At 30.7% G+C, this 20,854-nt stretch carries 14 protein-coding genes and 1 other RNA gene; 9 read left to right on the plus strand and 6 right to left on the minus strand.

Going from position 1 to position 20,854, the window contains the following annotated elements; all coding sequences use genetic code 11:
• The first annotated feature begins 1 nt into the window (after position 1).
• The 4 genes from AC28QF_RS09030 (at position 2) to AC28QF_RS09045 (ending at position 11,793) form a co-directional block, all read left to right on the plus strand.
• Positions 2–6,643: an FG-GAP-like repeat-containing protein gene (locus AC28QF_RS09030; protein ID WP_488201645.1), complete on the plus strand. Its 6,642-nt coding sequence runs from the start codon at positions 2–4 to the stop codon at positions 6,641–6,643.
• Positions 6,644–6,646: 3 nt separating this feature from the next.
• Positions 6,647–7,009 (plus strand): hypothetical protein, encoded by a 363-nt coding sequence (locus AC28QF_RS09035; RefSeq protein WP_488201644.1) that lies wholly within the window; start codon positions 6,647–6,649, stop codon positions 7,007–7,009.
• A gap of 237 nt (positions 7,010–7,246) precedes the next feature.
• Positions 7,247–7,903: a hypothetical protein gene (locus AC28QF_RS09040; protein ID WP_488201643.1), complete on the plus strand. Its 657-nt coding sequence runs from the start codon at positions 7,247–7,249 to the stop codon at positions 7,901–7,903.
• A gap of 41 nt (positions 7,904–7,944) precedes the next feature.
• Positions 7,945–11,793: a T9SS type B sorting domain-containing protein gene (locus AC28QF_RS09045; RefSeq protein ID WP_488201642.1), complete on the plus strand. Its 3,849-nt coding sequence runs from the start codon at positions 7,945–7,947 to the stop codon at positions 11,791–11,793.
• Between the two features lie 470 nt (positions 11,794–12,263).
• Here the strand turns inward: AC28QF_RS09045 and ssrA are convergent.
• Positions 12,264–12,659, minus strand: a transfer-messenger RNA (tmRNA) gene (ssrA, locus tag AC28QF_RS09050).
• Between the two features lie 195 nt (positions 12,660–12,854).
• Here ssrA and AC28QF_RS09055 point away from each other — a divergent pair.
• From AC28QF_RS09055 to AC28QF_RS09070, 4 genes are all read left to right on the plus strand, one after another.
• Complete coding sequence (locus AC28QF_RS09055; RefSeq protein ID WP_488201641.1) at positions 12,855–14,060, plus strand: NAD(P)-dependent oxidoreductase; 1,206 nt, start codon at positions 12,855–12,857, stop codon at positions 14,058–14,060.
• A gap of 364 nt (positions 14,061–14,424) precedes the next feature.
• Positions 14,425–15,147 carry a mechanosensitive ion channel domain-containing protein gene (locus AC28QF_RS09060; protein ID WP_488201640.1) on the plus strand — a complete coding sequence of 241 codons (723 nt, stop codon included), beginning with the start codon at positions 14,425–14,427 and terminating at the stop codon, positions 15,145–15,147.
• Positions 15,148–15,403: 256 nt separating this feature from the next.
• A complete protein-coding gene (locus tag AC28QF_RS09065) occupies positions 15,404–16,387 on the plus strand; it encodes a mechanosensitive ion channel family protein (RefSeq protein WP_488201639.1) in 984 nt (327 codons plus the stop codon).
• Positions 16,388–16,418: 31 nt separating this feature from the next.
• Positions 16,419–16,640: a DUF3820 family protein gene (locus tag AC28QF_RS09070; RefSeq protein ID WP_488201638.1), complete on the plus strand. Its 222-nt coding sequence runs from the start codon at positions 16,419–16,421 to the stop codon at positions 16,638–16,640.
• Here AC28QF_RS09070 and AC28QF_RS09075 read toward each other — a convergent pair.
• The 4 genes from AC28QF_RS09075 to AC28QF_RS09090 form a co-directional block, all read right to left on the minus strand.
• Complete coding sequence (locus AC28QF_RS09075; RefSeq protein WP_488201637.1) at positions 16,602–17,003, minus strand: ribosomal maturation YjgA family protein; 402 nt, start codon at positions 17,001–17,003, stop codon at positions 16,602–16,604. The genes AC28QF_RS09070 and AC28QF_RS09075 overlap by 39 nt on opposite strands.
• Positions 17,004–17,072: 69 nt before the next feature.
• Positions 17,073–18,455, minus strand: a complete 1,383-nt coding sequence (gene creD, locus AC28QF_RS09080) for a cell envelope integrity protein CreD (RefSeq protein WP_488201636.1) — start codon at positions 18,453–18,455, stop codon at positions 17,073–17,075.
• Positions 18,456–18,515: 60 nt separating this feature from the next.
• Entirely contained in the window at positions 18,516–18,812 is a 297-nt protein-coding gene (locus AC28QF_RS09085) for a winged helix-turn-helix domain-containing protein (RefSeq protein WP_260584750.1), read from the minus strand.
• Positions 18,813–18,814: 2 nt separating this feature from the next.
• Positions 18,815–19,423 (minus strand): hypothetical protein, encoded by a 609-nt coding sequence (locus AC28QF_RS09090; RefSeq protein ID WP_488201635.1) that lies wholly within the window; start codon positions 19,421–19,423, stop codon positions 18,815–18,817.
• Between the two features lie 78 nt (positions 19,424–19,501).
• Between AC28QF_RS09090 and AC28QF_RS09095 the strand changes: the two genes are divergently transcribed.
• On the plus strand, positions 19,502–19,852 hold the full coding sequence (locus tag AC28QF_RS09095) for a DUF1801 domain-containing protein (protein ID WP_488202420.1): 351 nt from the start codon (positions 19,502–19,504) through the stop codon (positions 19,850–19,852).
• Position 19,853: 1 nt separating this feature from the next.
• Here AC28QF_RS09095 and AC28QF_RS09100 read toward each other — a convergent pair whose 3' ends face one another.
• Complete coding sequence (locus AC28QF_RS09100) at positions 19,854–20,807, minus strand: transglutaminase domain-containing protein (RefSeq protein ID WP_488201633.1); 954 nt, start codon at positions 20,805–20,807, stop codon at positions 19,854–19,856.
• Positions 20,808–20,854: the final 47 nt, after the last annotated feature.

Consider the following 20,854-nt stretch of genomic DNA (forward strand, 5'->3'; position numbering starts at 1 on the left):
AATGAAAAGAAATTTATATACCCTCGTAATATTTTTATTATTTGTTGGCTTACAGTTTTCTCATGCACAAGATCCGAATCTCATATTAAGAAAAGGAGCTGTTAAAGTGAGTTCGAACCAAATTAAAATAAAAACTAAAAGGACACTTAATGAAGCTAATGTATATCAAAATAGAGAGCAACGTCCATTAGAACCTATAGATATTATTGACCCAGATTGTGCTCTTAGAGATCCTAGAACAGGAAAGTGTATAGAAGATATAGATCCTGGTGGAGGAGGTGGTTCAGGTAGCACAACAACTGTAGAAGTAGGAAGCACGGCAGGAAGTTTATCTGTTTCTTTAACAGGAGCTGCAAGTTATTCTGTGCCTATAATGCTACCTCCTGGTATTAAAGATGTAGCACCAAATATAGGTATAAGTTATACCAGTCAAGGAGCAAATGGTTTAGCAGGTTGGGGATGGAATGTTTCTGGGTTGTCTACCATCAGTCGAATACCAGCTACTAAGTATTATGATAATAAGCACGATGGTATTAATTTTAAAGACGACCGTTTTTCTATTGATGGGCAACGATTAATACTTAAGTCAGGAAGCTATGGAGCAACGGGCTCTGTGTATCAAACTGAAAATTACTCTAATGTAAAAGTAATTGCATATGGGACTTCGCCGTATGGTAGCACTTATGGACCTTCATATTTTATTGTGTACTATCCTAACGGAACGAGGGCTTGGTATGGTAATGCGGGTAATTCACGAAGTAGATTAGAATGGGCTATATATAAATGGGAAGACCCACAAGGTATACCTGTACATTACACCTATCAAAATGATAACGGTTTACTAAGTGTAAAAACTATAAGCTATGGAGGGAAAACAGATTCAGCATCACATATGAATAAAATTACTTTTACATATGCTTCAAGAACCAGACCTGAAAGTGTATATGTAGGAGAGTTTAATTTTAAAAGAACCAACCTATTAAAAAACATTCAAGTTGCTGCAAGTGGTTCTCAATACAGGAAATACGAACTTACTCATAATACGACATCTTTAAGTTATCAGCGTTTATCTTCTGTTAAAGAATATAATGCTCTAAATAAAGCATTAAGACCTATCACATTTGATTATGAAAATACAACTTCTTGGATTAAAGATAGAGTCGAATCAGCAGATTTATACCCAGGGTTTAGTTATAAGAACAGTAATTTAATAGCTGGAGATTATGATGGAGACGGTAGAACAGATTTTATTTTTTATGATAAGACCCAAAAGAACAAAATTTATCTTCATGATAGGTTGTATGATCAAATTAGTTCAGCAGAAGAAATAACAACAGGTGGTTTTTCAGATGTTTTTGCTAGTACTAATTTAAATGATATTGGAGGTATTTCAAACCAACAAACTATTACAACAGTCAAAGAAACTTCTTCTTCTAGTTCTACAAATTCTTCGGTACGATTTAGAAATTATATAAAATTACCTTATGGAGTTTATACTCAATTTGATAAAGTATGGAATGCACCTAAGTATAGGACAGATAATTATTGCGGAAGTACAAGCTATAGATCAATCCCTAAAAAATACATTTCAGGAGATTTTAATGGTGATGGTTTAACGGATATTTTTGCAATAGAAAAACAATATACAGCAAGAAATTGTCTTCCAAGAGATTGTGGTGGTGGTGGTGGTGGTCCAAGAGATTTATTGGAACTTAAAACTTCAAAAGAAAAAGAATCAGATAAAAGTAAAGAAAAAACTTTAGCTAGGCCTATAGAAGAAGAGTGTTGTGATTGTAGTTCTTACTCAACAAATAAGTATAATACAAAAGTTCATTTCATTGATTTAAAAAGAACCTTGATATCAAATTTTTCAAAAACAGCAGGATATTTTAAAAATGGAATTGGCGCTAATGATGTTATAAAGGTTGGTGATCATAATGGAGATGGAAAACAAGATATTTATCATTTTCAGGAAAATGGAAACATTAATATTTATACATTAGATTCTAACAATAATTTAATATCCCTTGTTGATGTAGCTAATTCTTCCTTAAAACTATATGAACCTATTTTGATGGGGGATTATAATGGAGATGGAAAAACAGATTTTTTAGTTCCAACAGGGAATAAATCTAAAAATTGGATTTATTTTATTTCTAAAGGAATCAATTTTAAAGTAGAAACCAAAACCCTTCCTTTTGCGTATTATAAAGATGAATTAAAGCGATATCCTTTTGGTGTTAATGTGAACGGTGTCCGTATAGTTAATCCATATTACGAATACCGCTATATAGCACAAGATGTAAACGGTGATGGGAAAACAGATTTGATTATGCATAATGTAATAGCTTCTTATACAGAGCTTAATAAATCTGTTGAATATATTAGTGTTTACAAGAATAACCAAAGTGTTTCAATTACCTCTGGGTTTTCGTACGAAACTGGCTATACAGATACTAGTGGAAAAGTAGGTAAGTATGGAGCACCAATATTTTTAGAATCTAATCGTACTAATGGTAATTTAGAATATGGGTATTTAAGTGTAAATAACATATTTATGTATGAATTTGCTAAAGACCATAAAAAAGATGCCACTTTAAAAAGTGTTACCAATAATGGAGTGAAAACAACGATAGAATACGAACGATTGGGGTTGCCAGAGAATCAATATGACCCTGTTATCCATACTTCAGATTATAGTCAAATATATCCCTATATAAATATTAATAGAGCACCTTCTTTTCGATTGGTTAAAAAACTAACTGAAGAAGGTGCAGGGATAAAACGATACCAAGATTTTAGGTATCACGGAGCGGTTTCTAACATTAACATCGGTTTTCAAGGTTTTTTAAAAACAAAACGAAGCAATTGGTATGGAGATGGAGTAGGTACCTTATGGAGTATCTCAAAATATGATGTTACCAAAAAAGGCGCTCCAACCGAACAATGGGTTTCTACATCTTCTTACGAAGGAAGTAATTACATATCTAAAACCACCAATACTTATAGTACAAATTTAGCTAGTAATAAAGTATTTACAAACGTTCCAACGAAAGTAGTACAACATAATGCTTTAAATGGAGTTACTACCACAAAGAATATTACCTACGACTCCTATAAAAACCCTCTAACAGAAAATACTGTTTATAACGGAGGTAGTGAAAATAGCACATACACTTATAGTAATAATATTTCTGTTAACAATCAATATTACCATATCGGTAGAATTACTAAAAAAATAGAAACAAATACTATTGGAGGTAACGCTTTTACAACAGAAGGGCAATATAGTTATAACAATAATTTATTGACTCAACAAAAAGTAAAGGGTAATGGAACTGCATGGAATACTGAGAGCTTTATTTACGATGCTTTTGGTAATGTAACAAGAAAAACATTAACACCTAGTGGAGTTAGTGCAAGAACAGAAAGTTTTAAGTACGATGCTAGTGGTCGTTTTTTAACTGAATCTACTGATATTGAAGGGTTAAAAACAAGGTTTACGTATGATACGTTTGGTAATCCTTTGACAACAACAAACCCATACAATCAAAAAACTACGTTTGTTTATGATGGTTGGAACCGTTTATTGTCAGAAAAGAATTACTTAGGTAAGATAACTGCTTTTTCGTATGCTAATATTAGTGGTGGTGGATTACGAAAAACTACAAATTATCCGCAAGGGGCTGATGAAATAGTTGAGTACAATGCTTTAGGTTGGGTAATTAAAAAAAGAGCGCTTGGAATTAATAATAAATGGACTCAAAAGAGCTTTGAATATGATGTAGCTGGTAGAAAAGTTAAAGAAAGTGAGCCGTATTTTAGTTACCCAAATCAATGGAATACTATTGCTTACGATACTTATGGTAGAGAAATTGCTCGAACCAGTTTTAACGGATTAGTCGCTAATATGAGTTTTAGTGGTTTAGTAGCTACAGTTGATGATGGAACAAAAACTGTAAAAACAACAAAAGACGGAGGAGGCAATATTGTAAAGGTGGAAGACCCAGGAGGTGTTATAAATTACACTTATTTTGGTAATGGAACCATGAAAATAGCCAATTATGGCAGCCATGTTGTAAGTACTGAAATAGATGGCTGGGGAAGAAAAACAAAGTTAACAGATCCTTCAGCAGGTGTTTATACTTACCGATATAACAATTTAGGTGAAGTATTAGAGGAAACCACTCCTAAAGGAGCAACTTTATATACCTATGATGCCTATGGAAAAACAACAACCAAAAAAATTAGTGGAGAAGAGACTAATTTGAGTTTGAATTATACGTATAATTCAACTACAAAATTATTAACGTCTATTCAAGGTAATAATGCACGTACAAATGAAAATTATACATATACTTATTTGTATGATAGCCAAAAAAGACCTTCTATTACAAAAGAACAAAATGGGAAGGCTTATTTTGAACATCAAGTAAGTAGAGATACTTATGGTAGAGTAAATGCCGAGACTTATATTAGTAAAAACTCAGGCAATAACATTAGTAGCACAGTAAAGGTTCGAAACGTTTATGAAGTAAATTCAGGGATACTAACAGAAATACAAGATTTTAACGCAGGCACTTCTTTATGGAAAATTAAAGAAGTAAACGAGCGTGGTCAAGCCAAAGAAGTCCATTTAGGGAATGGAATGATTAAAAAAAGAACCTATGATCAATTCGGGTTTCTAACAAAAATTTTAGATCAAACTACAGGTACCTCTGCTAAAGTAGCCTTGAATCTTGAGTATAGTTTTAATACCCAAAGAGGAAATTTAAATAGTAGAAAAAATAATAATTTAGGATGGAATGAATCTTTTACCTATGATAATTTAGATCGTTTAACAAATATAACAGGCTCTACAAGTCGCTCTCAACAATACGATGGAAGAGGTCGTATAACTTCTAATTCAGAAATAGGAACGTATAATTATGGCAGTGCGAATTCATACCGTTTACAAGAAGTTGATTTAAATACCAAAGGAGATTTATATTATCAAAATCAGCCATTACAAAAAATAAAATATAATGCTTATAAAAAACCAGTTTCTATAACTGTAAAAGATAAAGCTAAGGTTGATTTTGAATATGGTGTTTTACAAGGTAGAAGCCATGCGTATTATGGAGGTAACGAAGATAATAAACTAGATCGTAGATATCAAAAACACTATTCTGCAGTTACTCCAGTTGAAATAGAAGTTGATAAACAAGGGAATACTAAAATTATTACCTATATCGGTGGCGATGCATATTCTGCACCAATTACTCATATAAAACAAACAGCTTCTGGTAGTGCTAATGGCTACCATTATTTACATAGAGATTATTTAGGGAGTATTTTAGCGATAACTGACAGTGCAGGCACAGTGAAAGAGCAGCGCCAGTTTGGCGCTTGGGGTGAGATTAATAAATTTAAGAGCTTAAATAGCGAGATTGATTTTAAAAATGATTCTACGCTGTTAAGCCGAGGATATACTGGACATGAACATTTTATAGGAGTGGCTCTAATACATATGAATGGACGTATGTATGACGCCAAGTTAGGGCGTTTCCTTTCACCAGATAATTATATTCAAGAACCATTTAGTACTCAGAGCTTTAACCGTTTTGGGTATGTCTGGAATAATCCACTTAAATTTACGGACCCGAGTGGAGAACTTGGTTTTTTAGCAGCAGCTTTAATAGGAGCGTTAATAAGCGTTACAACTAATGGGATAATTAACTCAATAGAAGGGAGACCTTTCTTTCAAGGGGCTGGTTTAGCTGCTCTTACAGGAGCGATTGGAGGAGTAGCCGCATTAGGAATTGGAGGAGTAGTAAATGGGCTATCTGGGTTCTTAAAAGTAGGTGTGCAAGCTTTTATGCATGGTCATCTTGGAGGAATGATGTCGGCAGCTATGGGTGGTAATTATTTTCATGGGTTTGCTTCTGGAGCGATAGGTTCCCTAGCGGCTTCAGGAATGGGGGAAGCGTTTAATGCTAATACTTCTGATTTTTGGAGAGCAGCAGGTACCGTAGCTGCAGGGTCATTATCTGGTGGAGTTGGTAGTGTAATTGCTGGAGGTAAGTTTTGGGATGGTTTTAGAAATGGAGCTATTTCTTCTGCTTTAAATCATGTAGTGCATATGGTTAAAAATGCTGTTCAAAAAGCAAAAAGATTAGTTGTTGGAATTTATGGAGCAGGAGGAGAAGGAAGTGGTGATGGTAGTACATTAAAAAAACTAGTTGAAAATAAAGGAGGTGAAATGTTTGAGTTTTATGAAGAAGGAAAAGCTTTGGATCATATAAAAAATAATCATAAGGGTAAAAGTATAGAAATTTATGGTTACAGTCGAGGTGGAAATGCGGCTGTTAGCATAGCTAATAGTTTGGGAGATGCAGGGATTTATGTCAGTAAATTAGTTACTTTTGATCCACATCATTTATGGGGTGGTACATTTAACTTAAAGCATAGAGTTGGTGAAGCTCTTAATTTTTATCAAAGGAATACAAGAACTGGTGGAATACTAGGTTGGTGGGGGAATAACCCATATGCGGGAAGCTCTATTAATGGAGGAGTTCATAACGTAAACTATACTGGATTGAAAACAGTAACACACTTGAATATTATAAGGCACAGTTTAAATAATCCATTTCACAATTTCTAGATTATGAAAAATAAAAATATATTGTTAGTTTTTGTCTTGTTAAGTTTCTTTTTTATATCATGTGTATCAAAACAAGAAGCGATAGAAGTGAAAATTCAAGCAATAGACACCACAAAAAATCAGCCAAGAAAAAACATAAAAGTTGAAGTCTTAAAGGTGAGAAACCCTATGTTTTCAATGAGAAATTTTGTTTTACTCCATACTCTAAGAACAGACGATAAAGGCTTTATTAGTTTTAAAGCAGATGAAAAAGGCGAGTATAGCATTCGCTTTTACAACGATATTAGCCTTGCGCCTTTCTATTGGGTTGACACCTTACAAGTTAAAGATTTAAAAGAAGATAAATTTTTAAAGTTAAATTGGTAAAACGTTTAGTAAATGGTCAAGGTTAGTAAAAGTATGCTAGATTTTCTGTTAAGTATTTATGATTTTTATTTAGCAATAAAAAATTTCTTTAAAAAGAAGAAATAGATTCCTACTTTGCCTCCGCCCTGCTAGCACGAGTATTTTGCTCGTGATTGTACAAGTATAATTTGAGTTAAGAATGTTAAAAAAGTAAAACAGCATTTGAGTAAAATAGGTTTATATAGAAAGTTTAATAAAATGAAAAGAAATATTATTTTAAAAAAGGTATGCTTTTTAGCATTTATGTTATTAATGAGTATTCATACTTTTGCTCAAAACGAAAATTATAGAATTGGTATTTATAAAGAGTATACCGATTTTAAAAATATAATACCTTCAGATACTATTACTAAATTTAGAAAGAGAACTGGTAAAAATGTAATTTCACATCGGTTTTACAGCTTGTATGATAATAAGCGTTTAAAAAAAGAATTTGCTTTTTATGCAATGGAAAATTTATATGTAAATATTAAACAGATGGTAAAACGTTTTCCTAAAGAAGATAGAAGCCAACTAAAAGACGACGGTAATTATTGTGTAAAAGCCATACAAGTAGGAAAAAGGTATGTATATTTTGAAGATTACTTTACTAGTAAAAGTGCGGCTATTTTTGGTGGACTAATTGGTGGTAGTGCAGCTAGGAGATTAAAGCCAATTATTTACGATCGAAAAAAGCAGGTGTTTAACCTTTTTAAGAATGCAAAAGATTTTGAATCTTTTCTTAAACAAGAACACCCAAAGTATTTAAAATGGTTAACTACAAAAGAAGGAAATAAGAAAACTCGAAAAAAAACTATTGAAAATAAAGAACTAATTAGGAAAATTATTTTTGATATTAATAAGAATTCAAAATAAAAATGATAAAAATTAATAAGCTTATATTATTAGTTTTTTTCATGAGTGCACAATTATTGTTTTCTCAAAAAGAAGCTAATATTTGGTATTTTGGTTTAGGTGCTGGTATAGATTTTAATTCTGGTGAAGCCGTTGCTTTAAGAGACAGTAATCATACTTTTGTAGGAGGTGGTAGTGCTTCTATTTCAACAGCAACGGGAGAATTATTATTTTATACCAACGGGTATTTTGTTTATAACAAAAACCATTTTTTGATGCCAAATGGTGCGTTTTTAGGAGGAGATGAATCAAGTACACAGCCTGCTATTATAGTTCCAAAGCCAGGTGATTCCAACTTATATTATATTTTTACAACTACTTCCTTAGCAGGAAATGAAGGACTTCGATATTCAGAAGTAGATATGCGGTTAAATGGTGGTTTAGGGGATGTTACTGTTAATAAATCTATTTTATTAGCAACACCAGTGACTGAGAAAATAACAGCTATAAAGAGTGCTAGTTTCAATGGGTATTGGGTTATAGCTCATAAATGGAATAGTGATAAATTTTTAGTTTATAAAGTTACTTCAAGCGGTATTGATACTTCTCCTTTAGAGTATACTATTGGAAGTTTTATTGGTGGTAATGTTACCAATGCTCAAGGTCAACTTAAATTGTCACCTAATGGAAAAAGATTAGCCATAGTTAATGGAGGAAAGATGAATGATTTGCAGCTTTTTGATTTCGATTTTATTACAGGTAAAATATCCAATCCAAATACTATTATTGATAATGATGAAAACAAAAATATTTATGGTGTTGAATTTTCCCCTAATGGAAAGCTCCTTTACGTTTCTGGTCAACAAAATGGTTTATATCAATTTAATGTAGATGCTGGAAGTATATCAGACATTATTGATTCTAAATATACGGTTAGGGAAACTACTGTACATGATTATTTCTCTTTACAACTAGCTCCAGATGGTAGAATTTATATTGCAAAAAGCGGTAGTGCTAGATTAGATTATTATGAAACTCCTAATAACATAGGTTTCGGTTCTGGATATAATACTTATCATTCTATTTATAATCCTACTGGCGGTTTTTACCTTGACGGAGGTAGAAGTGGTAAAGGGTTTCCTCAATTTATTCAATCATATTTTTTTGTAGGTTTTTCAGTAGAAAACCTCTGCGATGGAGATAGTACTCAATTTACTGCAAATATTACTGAAACTTATGATACTATTTTATGGGATTTTGGAGATGGAAATACGTCAAATGAAGAAAACCCAACACATACGTATAATCAAGATGGGATATATACAGTAACATTATCGGTAACATCTGGAACAAATGTTTCTGTAGAAGTTCAAGAAGTTACAATTTACAAAACACCTTCAGCTACACAACCTAAAGACATGGTAGTTTGTGATGATGATAATGATGGCTTTTACAATTTTAATTTAGCAACACAGACAGCTCTTATCCTAAACGGACAAAGTACAACTGAATTTGAAGTAGACTATTACGCTAGTATGGCAGATTATACTAATGATACTAAAATTTCTGATTACGTAAGTTACCAAAACACGACTTCCTATCAAGAGCAAAGAATAACAGCAAGAGTTAGAAATAAACAAAACTCAGATTGTGAAGTAATCACTTCTTTTAAAATTAATGTTTTTGAATCTCCAACTCCAAAAATAAGTACTGAAATTCCAAATCTTTCTGATTGTGATAATACTTCTGTAGGAACTGAAACTGATGGGGCAATATTATTCAATTTAAAAGACAGAGAAACAGCCATTTTAAACGGACAGTCAGGAAACGATTTTTTGATAACTTATTATGAGGATGAAAACCTTACTCAATTAATAAATAACCCTACAAACTATACAAATAACAACGATACTCAAAGAATTTATATTAAAGTAGAAAATAAGCAAAACGCTAACTGTTTTGCTAAAACCTCTTTTTTATTAGAAGTGTTTGAGTTGCCTATTCTAAACGCTTCAGTATCTCTAAAACAATGTGATAACGCAGATATTAACGGATTTAGTTCCATTAATTTATATGAAGCTAAGGATAAAATAGTTTTAAACTCTCAAAATTTTAGAATTACGTTTTTTGAAGAAAAAAATCACGCAGAAAGTAATACAAATCCAATACCCAACCCTACAGCATACATTAATCAAACAGTCAGTAATGATAAAGTTTGGGCAAGAGTAGAGAATAGTAATGGATGTTTTAGAATAAGTGAGGTTAATTTAATTGTGTCTACTACTCAGATTCCAGGAACATTTTCAAAAGTATTTAATAAATGCGATAATGGTACTGACACCAAGGATGGGATTGCAACTTTTAACTTTAGTTCAGTTACGCAGGAGGTAAAAGATTTATTTCCTGCTAATCAACAGCATATTATTAACTATTACAGGAATGAAGCCGACGCCTTAGCAGAACTCAATACAATTACTGATATTGAAAATTATCAAAATATTGGTTATCCAAATCAGCAAGATATTTATATCCGTGTAGACAGTGAATTGGATAATGATTGCTTAGGTCTAGGACATCACATCACTTTAAATGTAGAAAAAGTACCTATTGCTAATCCTGTAACTGTAAACCCAGAATGTGATAATGATAGAGATGGTGTTTTTGATTTTGATACCTCTAATATCCAAAGCACGATTATTGGAAGTCAAACGGATGTAGTAGTAAGTTACTTTGATGAATACAATAATCCATTACCAAGCCCATTACCAAATCCTTTTATTACTGGTTCTCAAACTATAAAAGCTAGAATTGTAAATGCAATCTCACAAGATCCAAAAGGACAATGTTATAATGAAACTACAATAGATTTTGTAGTAAATTCTGTGCCTATTGCTAATCCCGTTTTTCCACAAGAACAATGCGATGATGATTTCGATGGAATTGCAGATTTTGATACTTCAGATATTGAAAATACGATTTTAGGAACTCAAACAGGAATGAAAGTAAAGTACTTTGATGAGAATAATAATCCCTTACCAAGTCCTTTACCAAATCCTTTTACTGCAGCCTCACAAACAATAACTGTAAGAGTAGAAAACCCCCAATATGCTATTTGCTTTGATGAAACTACCATTGACTTTACAGTAAGAGAAAAACCTGATTTTGAGTTAGAAGAAGCAGCTATTATTTGTGTTACAAACAATTCTTCATTAGGTATAACCGTTCAAAATCCCTCAGGAAATTACTTTTATGAATGGAAAGATGAAAATGGAGATTTAATAAGTAATGATATTGTGGCAAACATATCTAAAGGAGGAATATATTTTGTTAAAGCAATTTCGATATTTGGATGTGAATCCGATATAAAAAGTATTGAAATAGAAGAATCAAATATATCTTCTGTTTCTATTGAAGATATAGAGGTTGTAGATGATTCAGTAAATAATAGTATAGGTATTAATATACAAAATATTGGTTTAGGTAATTATGAATTTAGTTTATTAGATGCTGATTCTAACATTCTTTATGATTATCAAGAAACACCCTTTTTTGATAATTTAAAGGGAGGGGTATATAACATACTTATCAAAGATATAAATGGTTGTGGTATTCAGTTTTTTGAGATTTCTATTATTAATTATCCAAAGTTTTTCACTCCCAACAATGATGGTATTAATGATACTTGGCATATTTTAGGAATAGGAAGTAGTTTTTATATATCAGGAGTAGTAACAATTTATGACCGTTTTGGAAAAGTTGTAAAAACATTATCTATAAATGATACAGGATGGAACGGTTTTTATAATGGGGAAAAGTTGCCAACTAATGATTACTGGTTTTATGCAGAACTTACAGACCCTAAAGGAAATATTATAAGAAAGAAAGGTAATTTTAGTCTGTTGAGAAAATAATTTTTAGTAATAATATTTTTTTAACCTAAGTCGTAGAAAAAACTATTTATATAACAGATTTATAAATCAAATTGAAAGTTAAAATGTAATGATAATTAAATATTACTAATGTAAAATTGATTACTTCATTTAAAATAAGGTCTTACCTTATTACAAAAATAAAAATACTTTCAGAAAGTATAGAGAAGCTAAGAATTAAATCTGTTCGTTCTTTCTCCAAAAGAATTATTTTTAAGAAAAAAAAAGATACATTTATCAAATGGATGTTGTTATTACGATCTATTAAAATAATTTGTTAAGCCTATAAAGGGATGTTCTGTTTAAAAGATTACAAATTTTTATTCGATGTTTTACCTATATTGAAGTACTTAAAAGTTTAGGTAATTAATAGTAAAGTTACAATCAAAATTGTCACCAAAACTGACACCTTAAAATAAAAACCCTGTAAACATAATGCTTACAGGGTGTAATTGTGGAGACGCCGGGAATCGAACCCGGGTCCAAACAAGCAGTTCAAATGCTTTCTACATACTTATTTCTTTCTTAATTTTCGACTAATAACTGATTAAGAACAATCTGTTAAAAGCTTATCTTCTTTAGTTTCAAAAACCTGTCGAAGCAGCAAGTTTTCTATATTTACTTTTACGATATCCAAAAGTGAAGCGCCGTAAATCAAGGCTATCCGTGGACATAAAGCTTGCACACCTTGTGTGCCTAGGCCAATCCTACTGTGATTCGGATTAAGCAGCTAAAGCGTAGTTATTCTCGCCGTTTAAAAAGTTGAAAAAAAGTTTAACGAGTGTATCTCTTCGCTCCTCGGTATGCTTACATGATCACTGGCCTCGCTGTCAAAACCAGTCGTCCCCATTATGTCAAATAATTAGTCAAAAACTATACCAATTATTAGGGCGTTCGGGCGGGCTTTTCGCAGTCGCTCTTTTCAAGGAGCTTCAACAAATGCTTCAATCCCTAACGCGGTCGGCAAAGATAATAAAAACAAGGTTGTACAAACCTATAAAAAAGAGTAAATTCGCAGGGCTTCAAAAAAATAAAATATAAGTATGAAATTTGCAATCATAAAAGAACGTAAAAATCCACCAGATAGACGTGTGGTATTCTCACCAGAAAAATTAAAAGAATTTAAACAACAATTTCCACAAGCTGAAATAGTTGTAGAAAGTTCTGATATTAGAATTTTTACTGATGAGGAGTACCAGAAAGCAGGTTTTGAAGTGGTAAAAGATGTTTCAGATTGTGATGTTTTGTTAGGTGTAAAGGAAGTTCCTTTAGAGGATCTTATTCCAAATAAAAAGTATTTTTATTTTAGTCATACTATCAAAAAACAACCTTACAATCGCAAGTTGTTAAAAGAAATGTTAGCAAAAAACATTGAAATGTATGATCACGAAACGATTGTTAAAGAAAGCGGAGCGCGTTTAATAGGTTTTGGTCGTTACGCAGGTTTAGTTGGTGCTTATAACGGATTTAGAGCAATTGGTTTACGAGAAAATACGTTTACCTTGCCTAAGGTAGAAACATTGGCCGATTTAAACGCTGTAAAAGATGCGTTAGATAAAATTAAACTTCCGAATTTTAAAATATTACTAACAGGAACAGGTAAAGTTGCATACGGAGCTAAAGAAATTTTAGATTATTTGGGTATAAAGCAAGTTTCTGACGCTTTGTATTTAACAACAAAATTTACAGAACCGGTATATTGCATGGCAGATGTTATGGAATATGCAAAGCGCAAAGATGGTAAAGTAGGAAGTAAGGCAGCTTTTTATAAAGATCCTACAGGTTATGAAAGTAATTTTATGCCATACGCAAAGGAAACAGATTTCTTTATTGCTGGTCATTTTTACGGAAACGAAGCACCTTATTTATATACAAGGGAAGATGCTAAATCAACAGATTTTAAAATAAAATACGTAGCAGATATTTCGTGTGATGTTGATGGGCCAGTTGCATCGACAATAAAAGCATCTACAATTGCCGATCCTATTTACGGTTATGATCCGCAAACAGAATCAGAAGTGAATTTTAAGGATGAAAATGCTATAACGGTAATGGCGGTAGATAATTTACCTTGTGAATTGCCTAAAGATGCCAGTGAAGGTTTTGGTGAGATGTTTTTAAAATATGTTATTCCGTCGTTTTTTAATAATGATAAAGAGGGTGTTTTGGCAAGAGCACAAATGACAACTAGCAAAGGGGAATTAGCAGAGCGGTATTCGTATTTACAAGACTACGTAGACGGAAAATAATAACTAAAAAACCCCGCTAAGGGCGGGGTTTTTTAGTTTATAAGTTGTTGTGTTAAATTGTCTAATGTTTTAAGAATAAGGATACAAAATAAGTAAGATGAAATTCATAATTAACATTTAATCTTAATCAAGTTTTTAGCTTTTAGTAAAACTCTAAAATCAATTTTTTAAAAATGTATTTTTGTTCATGAAAATAAATAAATTTAGTGAGATGGAAATAAATAAAATCTTTAATAATCCAGTTTTCATAAAAACGGCATCAATATTTTTGCTTTTTATAATCGTGTATACTGTTGTAAAAGTTTTACAGAAAGCTACGTTTAAAATAGCGAAAGACAATAGTTCGAAATATAGGTTTAAAAAAATGATTAATTTTTTAGGCTATGTTCTATTTGTCTTTGGTATTTCTTATATTTTTAATGCAAAACTATCAGGAATAGGAACTGCATTAGGAGTTGCTGGAGCAGGTATTGCATTTGCTTTACAAGAAGTAATTGTTAGTATTGCAGGTTATGTAACTGTTTTTACAAGTAATTTTTATAAGGTAGGTGATAGGGTAAAATTAGGTGGTACAAAAGGAGATGTTATAGATATTGGTTTGTTAAGAACTACTTTAATGGAAATAGGTGATTGGGTAAATGGCGATTTATACAATGGTAAAATGGTCAGAGTAGCTAATAGTTTTGTTTTTAAAGAGCCTGTTTATAACTATTCAGGTGATTTTCCTTTTTTGTGGGATGAAATCACCATTCCAATAAAAACCGAAGGAGATTATAAATATGCAAAAGAAGTTTTTATAAATATTTTAGAAACTGAAGTAGGTGATTTTGCAAAAACATCACAAGTTTCATGGGACAAAATGATTGGAACTTATAATGTTGAAAATGCACGTTTAGAGCCTATGGTCTCAATGGCTTTTGATGAGAACTGGATTACTTTTACCTTAAGATATGTGGTCGATTATAAATCTAGAAGAGGTACTAAATCTATTTTATTCGATAAAATATTATCAGCAATAAAAGACTCTAACGGGAAAATTGAAGTAGGTTCTGCTGCTTTTGAAATTACATCATTACCAAAAAAATAATTTCATTTTAAAATATATTTTTAATAACATGATTTTAAGCTATACATATTTTGGAGTGTCTATTTTAGGATTTTTTCTATTTTTTTATTTACTAAAAAAACTCTTCAATTGGTTTCAATCTAAATTAGATAAGCTAGATCGGAATTTCTTTTTTCGAAAAATAGAATTAGTTAATTTCTTTAAGTTTATAACGCCAAGAAGAGAAAAACATATCTTAAAATTTGTAACAAAAACCTTAAGATATGCAATAAGTATTTTGTTCTTAATATTTTATTTACCGCTTGTTTTTAGTTTTATACCAGAAACAGAAGCGTCTGCAAAAAAAGTTTTTGAATATATACTAAAGCCTGTTTACTTTATAATAGAAGGAGTTTTAGATTTTATACCAGGCTTGTTCTTTATAATTGTAATTTTTTATGTAACTAAATATCTTTTAAAGTTTTTAAAGTACTTAACGAGTGAATTAGAACGAGAGGCTGTAACATTAGATGGTTTTCATGCTGATTGGGCCAAACCTACGTTTAATTTATTAAGAGTGGTTATAATTGCTTTTGCAGTAATAATTTGTTGGCCTTACATACCAGGTTCTCAGTCTGACGGATTTAAAGGTGTTTCTATCTTTTTTGGAGTATTATTTTCGCTAGGTTCAACAGCGGCAATATCTAATATCGTGGCAGGTATTGTAATTACTTATATGCGTCCTTTTAAAGTTGGTGATCGTGTAGAAATAGGAACAACTATTGGTGATGTTACCGAAAGAAGTTTACTGGTTACAAGAGTTAAAACAATTAAAAATATTGATGTTACGATTCCTAATTCATCAATTTTAGGGAATCATATCATCAATTTTAGTAAAAATGCCACAGAAGAAGTTGGGGTTATTTTGCATACTTCTGTAACTATTGGTTACGATGTGTCTAGTGGAGAGGTGATAAAGGCTTTAGTTGAAGGAGCAAAAAATACTTCTATGATTTTAGAGAAGCCTGTGCCTTTTGTGTTAGTGAAAAGTTTAGATGATTTTTATATCAATTATGAAATTAATTGTCATACCAAAAACCCAGAAAAAGCAGCTGTAATATATTCTTATTTACATGAAAGTATTAAAAAAGAGTTACACAAAGCAGGTATCGAAATATTATCCCCGCATTACAATGCTGTTAGAGATGGAAACGTATTAACTGTTCCGCCAGAAAACGTGCCTAAAGGATATGTAAAACCAGGTTTTAAGATTGATAATTAAATTTTCATCAATATATTTTTAATAATATTAAATGATACCAGATCAACAATTTTTAATAGATACTGCAAAAATGCGAATGCCTTTTGGTAAGTATAAAGGAGTTTATTTAGTAGATATTCCTGAGTATTATTTAGTGTGGTACAAAAACAAAGGTTTTCCTGAAGGTAAGTTGGGTAAAATGATGGGATTGGTTTATGAATTACAGTTAAACGGTTTAGAAGATATTCTTAAAAAGATAAAAGCAAATTTTTAATTTTCTAGTTATCACTTTTTTCTCAATAATTAATACCGTTATTATTCCTAAAGCATAAGCTGTCAAATCACCATAGCTAAAGGTATTCCCTATAATAATACTTGCTATTTTATTATGTTCTAAGCCAAGTGTTTTTACTAAATTAAAGTTTTGCAGTATTTCAATCGTAAAAGAGAAGACTAAAATTGATAACGCCAACTTTTTAGATGAAATATCAAAAAATGATTTCACTAAAAAATAAAGTAAAATTACGACTAGGAAATCGCCAACAGTATGACGGATAAAACCTGATGTTTGCGCAATAATAACTTCTGTTAAAAATAATAATATAAAGATTTTAAAACTTTTTAAATTGAATTTCATAGGTATAGTTTTTAAAGAGTAAAACCTCTTTCTTATAGAAGTTTTACTCTTTAAATTAAAGAAAATGAGTTATCCGTTTTGCCAATCAATTTTTCTAGAAGCATACATTACTGATGCTAAAATTGTAAATAAACCAACGCTTCCTACTAATAAAGCATAATTTTCTAATTGAATTATTATAAAGATAAAAGCATATAATGCAGTTAAAGAGAGCGCTATAAAAAACGGAAATTTTATTTCTTTTAAAATAGATTTTGAATAAAGTGATATCAAGCCAATAACAGCAATGCCTGCAATTATATAGGCCTTTAAGAAACTACTATGCTCAGATATTGAAATAAGCAAGGCATAAAACATTGTTAAGGCAACCCCAATCATTAAATATTGAAATGGATGAATTGAAATTTTACTCATTGTTTGAATCAAAAAGAAAACTAAAAATGTTAATCCAATCACTAAAAAACCATATTTTGTTGAGCGCTCACTTTTTTGGTATTCATCAACCGGAATCATAAAATTCACACCAAAAGCATACTTTTTTAAATTCGGAATACCATTAAATGATTGTTGTGGAAAAGGCCTGTTAATATCTAATATCTTCCATTTAGCATCAAAACCTTCTTCAGAAATTTTATCAGAATTATAAGGTAAGTATTCGCCTAAGAAATTTGCAGTTTTCCAATTAGAGTTTATCGTCACATTGGTCTCTTTTCCGATAGGGATAAATCGAATTTGTTTGCTACCATTTACCGTTACATTTAAGCTAAAATCAACATCATTTATAGATGGAACATCTTCTTTTTTTATAAATTTACTTTCAAGTTTATGTAAATTAACAGTGTTATTATAATTTCTGTCAGAATTTCTGTTTTTATATTTTGAAGTAAAAGAATATGTGTTTTTATGTAGTTTAATGGCAACTAAACTATTAACTCCTTTTAAGTTTGATGTTTCTATAATCAGTCGTGCTTTATCCCATAAAATAGCTTCTTCTTTTATATCCATTTCACTAAAATCGGGCTGTGTAAAGCTTCCTGTAATATTGATGTTGCTTTTGTAAACCGCCGTTTTATAAATACCTCGTTTCTTTTCTTCGGGATTTATGGTTGAATTGATGTCTAATGTTTTAGGAAAAAAATATCCATATTTTATCTCTTCAGCCATTTCGGTTTGTACTTCTTTTGTTTTTTGATTTACAATCGATTTTTTATGATATGTTTTGTAAGGAATCTTTAAAATGGGACCATATAAAAGTACTTCTTTTCCCCATTTTTTATTTATTTCTTGAACAACTTCTTGTTGGCGATTCATGCGTTCATAAATTAAACTTTCTATGAATGATAGCGGAATTAATAAAATCAATATTAAAAAACCAACCATAAGCATTCTGGCAGTGATTGACGTTTTAACCCATTTTCCAAATTTTCCGTTTTGTTTGTTTGATGTTTCCATAACTCTTGTTTTTATTATTTAAAAGAACTTTGAATTTCAAAGTTGATATGTAAAAAAATATTATTTATTTTTAATGAGCTTTTCTAGAGCTTCTATGTGTTTCTTAAATTCTTGTTTACCTGTATCAGTTGCATAATATCGCGTATTAGGTTTTCGTCCAATAAATTGTTTTTCTATTCTAATAAATTCAACTTTTTCTAAAGCTTTGGTGTGGCTAGCTAAATTACCATCTGTAGCACCCAATAATTCTTTTAAAGTGGTAAATTCAGCATATTCGTTTACCATAAGAATAGACATGATACCGAGCCGTATTCTATGGTCAAAAGCTTTGTTAATATGTAAAATAATATTTTTCAAAATTATTTTTTATCGTATTTAAAATACATTAAAGTACCATAAGCAATATGCATAAGTCCAAAACCAGCAATCCAAAACCAAAATCCGTAGCCAATAAAGTACGATGATAGTAATCCTAATATTATTTCTGTATAGCCTAAGTATTTAATGTCTCCGTAGGTGTGTTTAGAGGCATTTATCAATGCTAATCCATAAAAAAGCAACATTAATCCACCAGTTTGTCCATAACGACCTTGACTTAAAATAATGATTATATAAATACCACCAGTAATTAAAGGCATAACAAAGCTTACTAATAAACGTTTTGTTGTTGCATCCCAGATTTTAACCTTATTTTTTTTTGCCTTTTTGGTGGTTAAAAAAACAGCAGTTCCAACACTTGCAATTAATACTAAGAGTAAATCTAATAAAGCAACTCTAAAAACCCAGCCGTCTAATAATAATTTACCACACGAATAATTGTTTACCAACCAATAAGCAAAAGCAGCACCAATAAGTGCGTATATACCAGCCATAATGCCAGAAAGACCACTTAAAGAAATAAACCGAGATGATTTATTCATTAAGTTTTTAATTTCTGATATGTCTTTTAAATAATCTTGTGAATTCATTTCTAAAGAACTTTGAAATACAAAGTAATGGTTTTTATATTTCATTGGCAAGTAAAATATTTAATTTATTTTTATAGCATGAAACCAGCTGAGCAATATATATTAAAACAAGAAGAACCATTTCGGTCAATTTTATTACATCTTCAGGTTTTAATTGAGGTAAATTTCACTGAAACAGAGTTGTTATATAAATGGAAACTTCCTTTTTATTATTTTAAAAATAAGCCTTTGTGTTATTTTAATGCAACTAAAAAAGGATTTGTTGATGTGGGGTTTTATGCTAAAACAAATCTTAAAAAACACAATAAATTTTTAGTGTCAGAGAAAAGAAAAGTAGTAAAATCTCTTCGGTATTACCGAGTAGAAGATATTAATGAAGAAATATTAGTTTGTGTTTTATTAGAGGCTTATAATAGAAGGTTATTGTGAATTATTTTAACAAGTACTCTAACACGACTTCTTTATCAATAATTAAATAAATTTCGTTACTGTTAGCTGGAGGTATAATACTAATAGTTGCTGTGTTTTTATTAAAGGTAACTTTAGGCTTTTTAGCGTATTTAGAATTTCTAAAACCGCAATAAATAGATTTATTGAGTTTTACATTTTTAAGTGTGAAACTAACAGGTTCATTAGGTTTTCGATATACGATACCTGACGTTGGTGTAACTATTTCATATTCGTTTTTAAGAAAGTAAGAAGAATATATAGGTTGATTAAAATACTCTTTTAAGCTCATTCGTTTTACACGTAGTTGCCATAGTACATCTTCAGGAAAGTGAGTGAAGAAATATTTTTCTTTCGGTATGTTGTAGTAATAATTATTAAAATTGCGTTGCCATTTTCCGTAAGTCACCGATCCTGCTGCCCAAGTAGCATCAATATAGATCCATTTGTTATTTAGCTTTACAGCATTCCAAGCATGATTTGTACGGTTGTTAACTTTGCCGATATCGCTAGAGGAGTTTCTTACATGCCCTTTTATAACTTCATTTTCAATATTTAAAAGAGAACAAATCTTGCTAAATGTTTGCGCATAACCTTCGCAAACTGCACTTCTACTAGAAAGTGTTTTATTTACAATAGTTTCTTTTATAGCTTTAATTTTGGCTTGTTTTTCATCTTCAGTTCTGTATCTAAAGCCAATTTTTTTTTGACTAGGATTATAAAACTCTTCTAAATCATACCGAATGTTAAATGCTAGCCACGAAAATATAGCTCTCACTTTTTCTTGATCAGAATTAAAATCAGCAGTAATTTTATTTGCTAATTTATCTGCTGTAATTATTTTAGGATACGTTCTTATTTTGTCATCAACAGAAGGGAAATATTGAGCAGATAATGACGAAAAGGTTAAGAGAAAAAGAAAATAAAGTTGTTTCATAGGTAATGTTATAACAACTTTATTTATCAAAGATTGTGCCTATAAAT

This window comes from Tenacibaculum sp. M1.3A, from assembly GCF_057732375.1.